This is a genomic window from Serratia sp. A07, from assembly GCF_058725505.1.
In genome coordinates, this window is sequence record NZ_JBZXDO010000107.1 from 1 (window position 1) to 3,149 (window position 3,149).

At 50.6% G+C, this 3,149-nt stretch carries 6 protein-coding genes; 2 read left to right on the forward strand and 4 right to left on the reverse strand.

The features are described from left to right. Positions 1-60: 60 nt before the first annotated feature. From AC4PR2_RS28135 to AC4PR2_RS28145, 3 genes are read right to left on the reverse strand one after another with little or no spacing between them, the layout of a single operon-like run. Positions 61-360 carry a hypothetical protein gene (locus AC4PR2_RS28135; protein WP_033653818.1) on the reverse strand — a complete coding sequence of 100 codons (300 nt, stop codon included), beginning with the start codon at positions 358-360 and terminating at the stop codon, positions 61-63. Between the two features lie 35 nt (positions 361-395). Beyond that, positions 396-929 carry a YmfL family putative regulatory protein gene (locus tag AC4PR2_RS28140; protein WP_492175944.1) on the reverse strand — a complete coding sequence of 178 codons (534 nt, stop codon included), beginning with the start codon at positions 927-929 and terminating at the stop codon, positions 396-398. 59 nt (positions 930-988) lie between these two features. Further along, positions 989-1,216: a transcriptional regulator gene (locus AC4PR2_RS28145; RefSeq protein ID WP_208061209.1), complete on the reverse strand. Its 228-nt coding sequence runs from the start codon at positions 1,214-1,216 to the stop codon at positions 989-991. 91 nt (positions 1,217-1,307) lie between these two features. Here AC4PR2_RS28145 and AC4PR2_RS28150 point away from each other — a divergent pair, with 91 nt between their 5' ends. Then, positions 1,308-1,952 carry a S24 family peptidase gene (locus AC4PR2_RS28150; RefSeq protein WP_492175945.1) on the forward strand — a complete coding sequence of 215 codons (645 nt, stop codon included), beginning with the start codon at positions 1,308-1,310 and terminating at the stop codon, positions 1,950-1,952. 664 nt (positions 1,953-2,616) lie between these two features. Further along, positions 2,617-2,883: a hypothetical protein gene (locus tag AC4PR2_RS28155; RefSeq protein ID WP_126179969.1), complete on the forward strand. Its 267-nt coding sequence runs from the start codon at positions 2,617-2,619 to the stop codon at positions 2,881-2,883. Between the two features lie 79 nt (positions 2,884-2,962). Here the strand turns inward: AC4PR2_RS28155 and AC4PR2_RS28160 are convergent. After that, a partial coding sequence (locus AC4PR2_RS28160) for a hypothetical protein (RefSeq protein WP_492175946.1) occupies positions 2,963-3,149 on the reverse strand: 187 nt, incomplete at its 5' end.

Below are 3,149 nucleotides of genomic sequence, written 5' to 3' on the forward strand. Positions count from 1 at the left end.
CCCTTTCCCCCCTCTTACCCTTCCCCTCTCCCCCGTTTAAAAAAACACCGGCTAAAAAATTCATGCCGCTACCCTGTTTTGCCCCACCAGCGGTGGCGCGGTTGTCATGCCCTGGCCTGCCCGTGAATACCGCTCGACGTACAGCCGCAGGCGCGTGTTAGCCGCTTTGCGGCCAGCGTTCTCCTGCCGGTAGGAAACCTCCTCGGCGTCGAACGCTGTGCGGTAAGCCTCCTCGTAGGCGTGCGCAATCTTCCCGCGCTGTCCGTGCGGTAACTTACCGAGCTGGTCTTGAATCCATGCGGCATCCTCGCGGCAATACACCGCAGGCATGGCGGTTCGAACAAACGATGCAGGCTGCATACGCTTACCCTCCGGTTGTGAAATACAGCAGTTCCCTACGGCATAGGGCCGCACCACTTCGCTTTGTGGATTGGGGTGACTTCCGCCGGACAGAACACGCTATAGAGCAACAGGATGTGCTCCTGGAACGTCGCGATCAGGCGGTAGGTATTGGCGTCCAGCGCTTTACGCTCGGCGGCGTCTATCTCGCCGTCTTCGGTAAATTTGCGGACAAGTTCGGAGTGCTTGCCGATGTACTCAATCGCTTCCATCAGCTTGGCGTTGATGTCGTCTCGATCGACGTCTTCAACTTCGGGCAGACGCACGTTCACGCTGCGAGACTGGCGGGATACAGCATCGGCAAAGTGGGTATTGCCACCAGCTTGCTGTAAAACCATAAACCAGCCGATCGGGAAAATTTGGTTGCTGTTTGGGCGAAGACGGTTAAACAGCGCGTCTTCCGTAACCCCCAGCCACTGTGCAGCCTCAGCATAGCCACCAGGCAGACCAGTGATGATTTTGCGGGCGGAATTGACCACCCATTCAGGCTGTTTTGCTGCCTGCCAGTCCGGCGCTTTTTGCTGTGACACAGTTGTACTCCTCGGGCTGTGGTTACTTAATCTTCGATCTTGCTAGATAATTTCTTACGTCAGGCGGCGGCCAACTCAGGCCAGATTTTTTTCCAATCAGACGGACGAAGATCACGCCTGCTAACCTTCCCCTCGGTTGCGATCTCAATTTCTACGCAACGAGCGGGTGAGATGGGGCATCGACCAGATGCCATTTGTGAAAGATAAGAGCTGGAAACATTAAGTTGATCTGCCAACTTCTTGGCTTCACCTCTCTCCAACCCATCGATATAAATTTTTAGTTGCATAGGTCACCTCGTTAATTGAACGGAGTTTATTAAACACTAAACTAAACGTCAAGTATTTGCTTGTTTAGTTATTGCTAAGCACAATGAAAAAATGAATACGACTGAAAATCGGCGTGAACGTCTGAGGGCTTGGTTCGCAGACAAAGTGCTGCCAGCCAGCGAAAAGAGCTACCTGTCACAATTGATGACGGGTAAGGCATCTTTTGGCGAGCGGGCTGCAAGACGCCTTGAGAATAGTTATGGGATGCCGAAAGGCTTCCTTGATGACGTCAACGATGATCGGCTGGCAAATCAGCAAAGTAGCGATTTCAAAATCGAAGTTCTTGATGTCCAGGCAAGTGCTGGGCCAGGGGTAATCAACAGCGAAGTGATTCAGACCATTCGTTCAATTGAGTACACCAATGATCATGCGTTGCAGATGTTTGGTGGTAAGCAGGCATCACAAATAAAGATGATTACCGTTGACGGTGATAGCATGGCAGGAACAATTGAGGTAGGAGATGCTATCTTTGTCGATGTAAGCAAAGACTATTTCACTGGCGATGGTATCTATGTGTTTATATTTAAGAATCACCTTCATGTGAAAAGGCTTCAGATGATGCCAGATCATTTGCTCGTCCATTCAGACAACTCGGAGTATGCCGATTGGGTTATTACTGAAGAAAACGAACATAAACTGAAGGTTATCGGGCGCGTATTACTCAGCCAGTCACAAGCATACAAGCGCCACGGATAAGTTATCCAGCATCCCCCCAACCCGGCCACAGTGCCGGGTTTTCTATATCCACTCATCCTCAGCAAATTCTAATACCTTTCTAACCAACTCTAAAAAATAAATTATCAAAATATTCAATTGGTTAATACTTTACGACACCTTAAGTTTAGTATTTACTTGACGATAAAGTTTATTGTTTATTAAACTCACCTCATCAACCCGAGACGCCACCAGCAAAACACCGCCGCAAACGTTACGGGTAAGGCAGGAAGCCAACAGGCAACACGCCAAGGGGTGAGCGATGCAATCATTCCCCGGCCCCGAGAGGGATCGACCGGTAACGTTCTTTAAGGAAAGAGTGGATTTACCCTGCCGTCGAGAGCATCCGGCGGACAGGCATAAAACCACTACAGCAGAGGGTTACACGATGAACGCAGCACAACGCCGAAAGGCATATCGCAAGCATCCAAAAGCCGGTGAAACCGTAATTCTTCGCGGAGTTCCCCGCCTGGTGCTGGGGCCATGCACATTTAATAGCTACACCGGAGAAGAACGCACCAAGCCGTCAGTAAGCCGTGTTCGCGTGCAGATGAGCGGCGGTTCAACGGCAGCGCCTCTGATTCGCAACTTAACGTTCTAACACCCACCGCGCCCTACGGGGCGCACAATACGAAAGGATTACACGATGGCCAAAGCAACTATTTATTTCCATGCAGGCATGTCAAATAAGCAAGCCGCCGCAGTTCTGTTAAGCCGAAAACATGCGATCTTCGGCAACGCTCCATTCTTCAAACAAAAGGTTAGGTCTGATAACGCTGTTAAGGGATATACCAGGGTCGGACAGACTCTAGAAATGAAAGGTCGGCATATCCAGCGGAAAGCCAATAAATCAATTCCGCGTGGGCCTGCATTTATCGATATGTGGGACAGAGAACGAGTGAGCCACTGGTGACGATCATGAAATCTCTGAATTTCAGTCATTCCGGCGTCACTGGGTGTGCCGAAGTTTCAGGCAGTTCCGTTTTCGTTCGCTACGCCGGAGCCGCTTTCCACCTGTCAGCAGCTAAAGATGGGCTGCGCAAAAAGGTCATCAGCGAATTGGCTAAGGCCGGGCTGATGCCCAAAACGATATCTTCAAAATAGCCCCGGCTGCAGACGCCAATCTTTGCCGGGGCCTGACCAGTAGAACGGAGATTCAACATGATCAACCGCAATGTT